Annotated in this window: 7 protein-coding genes and 2 pseudogenes; 2 read left to right on the forward strand and 7 right to left on the reverse strand. The window is 67.2% G+C overall.

The features are described 5' to 3' along the window. Positions 1-164: 164 nt before the first annotated feature. From CCN51_RS48600 to CCN51_RS53965, 3 genes are read right to left on the reverse strand one after another with little or no spacing between them, the layout of a single operon-like run. Positions 165-653 (reverse strand): GNAT family N-acetyltransferase, encoded by a 489-nt coding sequence (locus tag CCN51_RS48600; protein WP_014179080.1) that lies wholly within the window; start codon positions 651-653, stop codon positions 165-167. Further along, positions 647-1,522, reverse strand: a complete 876-nt coding sequence (locus tag CCN51_RS53960) for a protein kinase domain-containing protein (protein ID WP_014179081.1) — start codon at positions 1,520-1,522, stop codon at positions 647-649. The genes CCN51_RS48600 and CCN51_RS53960 overlap by 7 nt, the downstream gene beginning before the upstream one ends. Next, the gene (locus tag CCN51_RS53965; protein ID WP_014179082.1) at positions 1,492-2,055 is read right to left on the reverse strand and encodes a hypothetical protein; all 564 of its coding nucleotides are present in this window, start codon (positions 2,053-2,055) and stop codon (positions 1,492-1,494) included. The genes CCN51_RS53960 and CCN51_RS53965 overlap by 31 nt, the downstream gene beginning before the upstream one ends. Between CCN51_RS53965 and CCN51_RS53970 the strand changes: the two are divergent. Beyond that, positions 2,049-2,240 (forward strand): annotated as a pseudogene (locus CCN51_RS53970) (transcriptional regulator); the annotation flags it as partial. The gene CCN51_RS53965 and the pseudogene CCN51_RS53970 sit on opposite strands and share 7 nt — an antisense overlap. 147 nt (positions 2,241-2,387) lie before the next feature. Here CCN51_RS53970 and CCN51_RS48610 read toward each other — a convergent pair. The 3 genes and pseudogenes from CCN51_RS48610 to CCN51_RS59755 all read right to left on the reverse strand — a co-directional run. Beyond that, positions 2,388-2,624 carry a DUF397 domain-containing protein gene (locus tag CCN51_RS48610; protein WP_078610613.1) on the reverse strand — a complete coding sequence of 79 codons (237 nt, stop codon included), beginning with the start codon at positions 2,622-2,624 and terminating at the stop codon, positions 2,388-2,390. 7 nt (positions 2,625-2,631) lie between these two features. Further along, positions 2,632-3,246: a DUF5753 domain-containing protein gene (locus CCN51_RS48615; RefSeq protein ID WP_338000821.1), complete on the reverse strand. Its 615-nt coding sequence runs from the start codon at positions 3,244-3,246 to the stop codon at positions 2,632-2,634. Between the two features lie 21 nt (positions 3,247-3,267). Continuing rightward, positions 3,268-3,384: pseudogene (locus CCN51_RS59755) on the reverse strand (helix-turn-helix domain-containing protein); the annotation flags it as partial. 131 nt (positions 3,385-3,515) lie between these two features. Here CCN51_RS59755 and CCN51_RS48620 point away from each other — a divergent pair. Further along, positions 3,516-4,004 (forward strand): ATP-binding protein, encoded by a 489-nt coding sequence (locus tag CCN51_RS48620; protein WP_014179085.1) that lies wholly within the window; start codon positions 3,516-3,518, stop codon positions 4,002-4,004. A 173-nt stretch (positions 4,005-4,177) separates the two neighbouring features. Here CCN51_RS48620 and CCN51_RS48625 read toward each other — a convergent pair whose 3' ends face one another. After that, on the reverse strand, positions 4,178-4,663 hold the full coding sequence (locus CCN51_RS48625; protein WP_143676159.1) for a hypothetical protein: 486 nt from the start codon (positions 4,661-4,663) through the stop codon (positions 4,178-4,180). Positions 4,664-5,118 lie beyond the last annotated feature (455 nt).

Below are 5,118 nucleotides of genomic sequence, written 5' to 3' on the forward strand. Positions count from 1 at the left end.
CCTACGGCCCCGACCCGCGGCGGGCCAGCGCCGCCAGGGCGGCCAGGCCCGCCCGGAGCCTGCGGGGGGCGTACGGCCTGCGGGCGGCCGACACGCGGGCGGGGCGGCGGCCGGGCGGCGCATAGGGGGCGTTCCAGCCGCCGGGGAAGGGTGAGTCGGCGCGGTCAGGGGCGGCGGATCTCGTACACCGGGCAGGACGCGACCACTCCGTCTTCGGCGTGAAGGCCAGAGCTGCCGAGGCAGGTGAATCCGGCTTTGGCCAGGACGCGGCCGGAGGCGGGGTTGTCCGGGTGGTGCTTGGCCTCCAGACGCTTCAGCTCGGTGAAGGCGAAGTCGACAACTCTTTTCGCAGCCTGGGTGGCGTAGCCGTTGCCCCAGCAGTCCTCACGGAGGATGTAGCTGACGGCCCCGAGGCCCGGTTCCCGCACGCGGAGGGAGATCATGCCGATCACATCGCCGACGACCGCGATGCCGAAATCCCAGCACGGGCGAGGGATTATCCGGGCTGATTCCAGGGCCTTGGCGATCCGGCGGCAGGCATCCTCGTCGGTCATCTGGTACCCGTAGCCGTGGGTGAAGCGGACCGAGGCGCCACTGTAAATGCGCCGGATGGCCGGCGAGTCGTCCACGGCCAGTTCCCGCAGGGTCAGCATGCTCTGGCCAGCTCGGCGGCCGTGGGCCGGGCGCCGGGGTCGGCGTTCATGCAGGCTGTGATCAACTGCTCGAACTCCGGGAAGGCCCACGGCCGTACGTCTTCCAGGCGGAGTGTGCGTCCTTCGGCGATGGCGTGGAGCTTGTCCAGGCGGTCCAGATCGTCCTCGTAGGCCACCGGTCGATGTCCTGTCCAGCACCAGAACAGGGATGCACCCAGGCCCCACATGTCTGCCGCGGGCCCCGCTTGGACGTGGGTGTCATCACTGGTGGACAGGATGGCGTCGGCGACCTCAGGGGCGGTCGTGTGGGTGAGCGCGCCCCGGTACGGAAGGCGCTCGTCCTGGCCGGGCCCGCAGGCCAGCGCGTAGTCGATGACCTCGGCGGTGCCGCTGTTGGTGACGAGGGTGTTGGTGGGCTGTACATCCGCATGGGCCCAACCAGCGGCATGCATCGCCGCGAGGCGCCGTGCCCAGGTTCGGGCGATGCCGAGCAACCAGGGCCGTACCGAGGGGCGGTTTCCTTCGGGCCCACGGGCGAGCTCGAAGGCCCGCCAGAGGAGCACACCCTCGATCCACCGCACGGCCAGCCATCGCCCGCCTTCCCACATACCGGACTCGATCCGGTACGCACGGTCGATGGCGTCGGCCTGGGCCAGCTGGAAGAGGTGACGGTTTTCCTGCTCCAGTTCCCCGGCCTTGTCCCGGGTGTCCTCGGACTCCGGAGCGTTGGCCTTCAGCGCCAAGCGGCCCTTGGGGGTGGCGACCTTCCACGCCCGAGAGCCTCGCCGGTCACTCAGCAGGCATGCGCTGACCGGCCCGAACCGGTCTTCCAGGACTTTCACTGCCTCGGCAGGAGGTGGTGCGCCCACTCCTTGATCTCCTTCCACCCATGCGGCATGCCCTCGAACGCATCTCGGCCGTCGTCGACGGCGACCGCCACAGCGGCAGCGAGATCCGGTGTCCGCTCCAGAAGCCGGGGATCGCGGGGCCGTACGGCGACCCGCGCGGGGAGGAACGACACCGGGGGCGCCGGAATACGGCGGCCGTGCCGGTCGGCCTTCTCCTCGCCCGCCGAGAACTTGCCGAACATCAGCCCCACCGGCCCGTACAGGTGCTTGAGGACCCAGTGAGGCCACGCCAGCGCATCCTGCCCGGCGCCGAGAACCACGACGTTCTCGCACACTAACGCGCCATGCGGCCGAGTCGCCAAGGGTCGTACCCACTCCGCAGCCCGAACGCCGGCATGGAACACCTCCGCCTCGACGTCCGCTGCACCTCCGCGTACCTCGTACACCGTCCAGCCCGTCAGCCCGCGCGCCACGGACGGCGTGAGATAGGGGCAGTGGGCGGCGATGGCTTCGACGTACTCCGCGACGTCCACCGTCTTCGGGCTGGTGGCCACGCGAGACCTTCCACGTATATGACGACAAGCTCGTGTCCGTGGAGCTGGTGTCCGCCAGGGTGCGGATCAACCAACCCTCCGAGGTCGTCCTGTATGTGAAGGCGTTTGAGGAGCTGCGCAGCATGGCCGTATACGGGGCCGAGGCGCGGGCGTTGATCCTGAAGGCCATCGGGGCCCTGCACTGACTCCGGGCGCGACAAAAGCCCCCTGGCCGCTCATCGCCGACAGGCAGCTCGGTCCGCCGAAGCCCCGACGGGTGTCGGTCACAGGATCTCCTGCGCGGTGGGAGCGCCGTGCGGATGGTTCCCGCAGCTGCGCATGACGACGGCCCCTCACCTGGGCGAATGAGGGGTCGGCCGGTCAACGCGAATGTGGGCGAAGTGGTCGAACTCCCCAGCTTTGATACCGAGCACAAAGACGCGTAGTAGGTCCCTGCTCGTGCTCAGGGTCGCTGCAGGGGTATCGCTTTCCCTCACCAGAACGACATTGCCGGTTGCGCCGATTTCGACGCAGTTGGTGTCTCCGTTGGAGTAGGAAGACTTGCGCCAGCTTATCTCTTCGGTTGCCATGATTGGCTTACAGCTCCTGGCTGAGGGTGTGGATCAATTTTCTCGACTCGCCCGGCCCGAGGGTGATTCTTGCGATGGAATCAATGAGCGTCCGGCATTGGGCGAGTTGAGACTCGGCGTCCAGGAAATCGACGCTGTATGCGTTGTCGATCTGGACTGTGTCGAGTTGAGGGACCGGACCGCCCGCGTAAAGCATGGATTGGGCGTATCCGATGAATTCGTCGATTTCGAAAGGAACCACCCGAACGGTGACGGTGGGCCACGTGCACGCGTCCAGCAGGAATTCCAGTTGTGACCGGGTGATCTTTCGGCTCCCGTACCGCATGCGCAGACCAGCTTCGTGGATGATCACCTCAAGCGGCGGTGGTGTCCTTCGGGCGAGAATCCTCCGCCGAGCCATCCGGTGTGCCACCCGTGTGTCGATCCCGCTCTCGGGAATTGCTGGATTTCCCTTGAAGATCGCCCGGGCGTAGTCTTCGGTCTGCAGAATGCCCGGAACGGCGAGCATCTGGATGCTTCGCAGGTGTGTTGCGTGATGTTCTAGTTCGGCGATGTCCAGTAATGCGGCTGGTAGAACTCCCCGGTACTCGCTCCACCATTGTGCGCCTCGTTCTTCCGCCATGGTTGAGAGAGCGTCGACGAGTTCGGGGTCGTCAGCACCGTAAAAGGCTGCCAGCCGGCGAAGGCGTTCGGAGCTGATGCCATGCCGTCCTGACTCCAGGTGGCTCACCGTCGCACGCTCCCCACCCGGGTGCACCCTAACGTCCTCGGCGTGCCGTGCGGCAGCCCGAAAGAGTCAAAGTTCCATCTCTGGCTGTTGGTTGGACGTCGACCCGGGCGCACGACATGGCCAAACAGCGCAGGCCCCACCGCACGAGCCAGGAGAAACGTATGGCGACCGCAACGCTCACCGGACCACTCGCCACCCACGACGGGCCGCCCACGCACAGTTACCGCCTTACCGCGCCCAGCGCCGAGCAAAATCCCAAAGTCGCCCGTGACATGGTGGCGTCATTGCTGGAGGCCGCAGGCCATGGTGCCAGCGTGGACGCGGCTCGCCTTCTTGTCTCGGAACTGGTGACCAACGTCTGGCAACACGCTGACACGTGCCAACTCACTGTGGAGACCACCATCGATGGCGCTTCGATTACGGTCCGTGTGACCGACGGTGACTTCCGCAACACTCCGCCCATGCCGCACTCGTTCCCGGAGGTGGGTGACGAACACGGACGCGGTCTGGCTCTCGTGGACGCTCTCGCTACGCGGTGGGGCGTGACTGTTCACGGCGGACGTGAACCCGCCCGCAAGTCCGTGTGGTTCGTGCTGGTGGACCGCTCGTCGGCCGGAGGTGCTGACCATGCCGAGGAGCCCAGTCGCTGAGGGGCCTTCTTGCGGCAGGGCCGGATCGCGATCAGCCGCCGCCGTAGGGCCCCGTGGAAGCCCGGGGCGGCGGGACGGGAGCGAGTGCCAGGCGCGGCCAGGAGATCCTCTACATCCCCGGCCGCCCGGTGAACCGGGCTTCGGCGACGAGCCACGCCGGGCTGGGCTCCGGGTCACGGCCGAAAGTAAAAGCGTCTGGTTCGAAGGTCCAGGCTGGGTGGCAGCGGGATGCCGGCGACTATCTCTCCGTTCTGTGTCACCGCCCGCCAGCGCCGGAAGTCGAGGAACGTCAGATATCTCTCCAGGCATGCCGAATCGGCGGCCTTCCACGGCTCGAGCCATGGATGGTCCGGGTCCGCCTCGGGGTGAGAGCCTTCCAGTCCCGCCAATGCGTTGACATACCACGCCAGATCCGTCGATTCGTAGGGGCCTTCGTCCGGATGGTGCGGGCAGTAGTCAAACTCAAGGTCGACACTGCCGAAGACCTCTACGAACTCACGCCACCGCGGGAGAGCCGGCCCGTCGACAACCGTCCCCCCGTATTCGGGGAAGCTGTTCTGCACATCGTCGAGAACAATCCCGGCGAGCAATTCGCCGTCGAAGTATATGAGCACATCGGTCAGCTGATCGCCTTTCGGTGGACATGTTGCTTCTGTCATGACCTTCCCTTCGCCTTGTCGTCTCCGCCTGCCGTGCTGTCAGCGATGCCTGCGACGATGACCCGCGATCAACATAAGCAACCCCGCGACTCACGCCGCGGACACAGCGGAAGCCCTCTTCGCCCCCTCCGGCGGCGTCGCCTCCGAGCTACGTCCCGCCTCTGCGGAGGCTGCGGCCATGGGCGCCACCGTTGTGCGGCTCGACGACGCAGCCCCGTCTTCCTCGCCGCTGCCGGTCGGCGAGCTCTGACTTTGCGGTGGATATGAGACGGCGACACGCCGTGACGTCGGCGTGTCGCCGTCTCATATCCACCGCAAACCCACCGCCGAGCGCCGTCGGCATCCGTACACCAGTCCGCCGGCTGCGCGGCTCGGTGCGGGCAACGTGAACGCTCGCGGCCTACGGCCCCGACCCGCGGCGGGCCAGCGCCGCCAGGGCGGCCAGGCCCGCCCGG

The organism is Streptomyces milbemycinicus (assembly GCF_002154605.1).
Taxonomy (GTDB): domain Bacteria; phylum Actinomycetota; class Actinomycetes; order Streptomycetales; family Streptomycetaceae; genus Streptomyces; species Streptomyces milbemycinicus.

Bases quoted from the DNA above. Each gene is read 5' to 3' on its own strand.
- CCN51_RS48600 (WP_014179080.1), bottom strand. From the start codon at position 653: ATGCTGACCCTGCGGGAACTGGCCGTGGACGACTCGCCGGCCATCCGG.
- CCN51_RS48610 (WP_078610613.1), bottom strand. From the start codon at position 2,624: ATGGCAACCGAAGAGATAAGCTGGCGCAAGTCTTCCTACTCCAACGGA.
- CCN51_RS48615 (WP_338000821.1), bottom strand. From the start codon at position 3,246: ATGGCGGAAGAACGAGGCGCACAATGGTGGAGCGAGTACCGGGGAGTT.
- CCN51_RS48620 (WP_014179085.1), top strand. From the start codon at position 3,516: ATGGCGACCGCAACGCTCACCGGACCACTCGCCACCCACGACGGGCCG.
- CCN51_RS48625 (WP_143676159.1), bottom strand. From the start codon at position 4,663: ATGACAGAAGCAACATGTCCACCGAAAGGCGATCAGCTGACCGATGTG.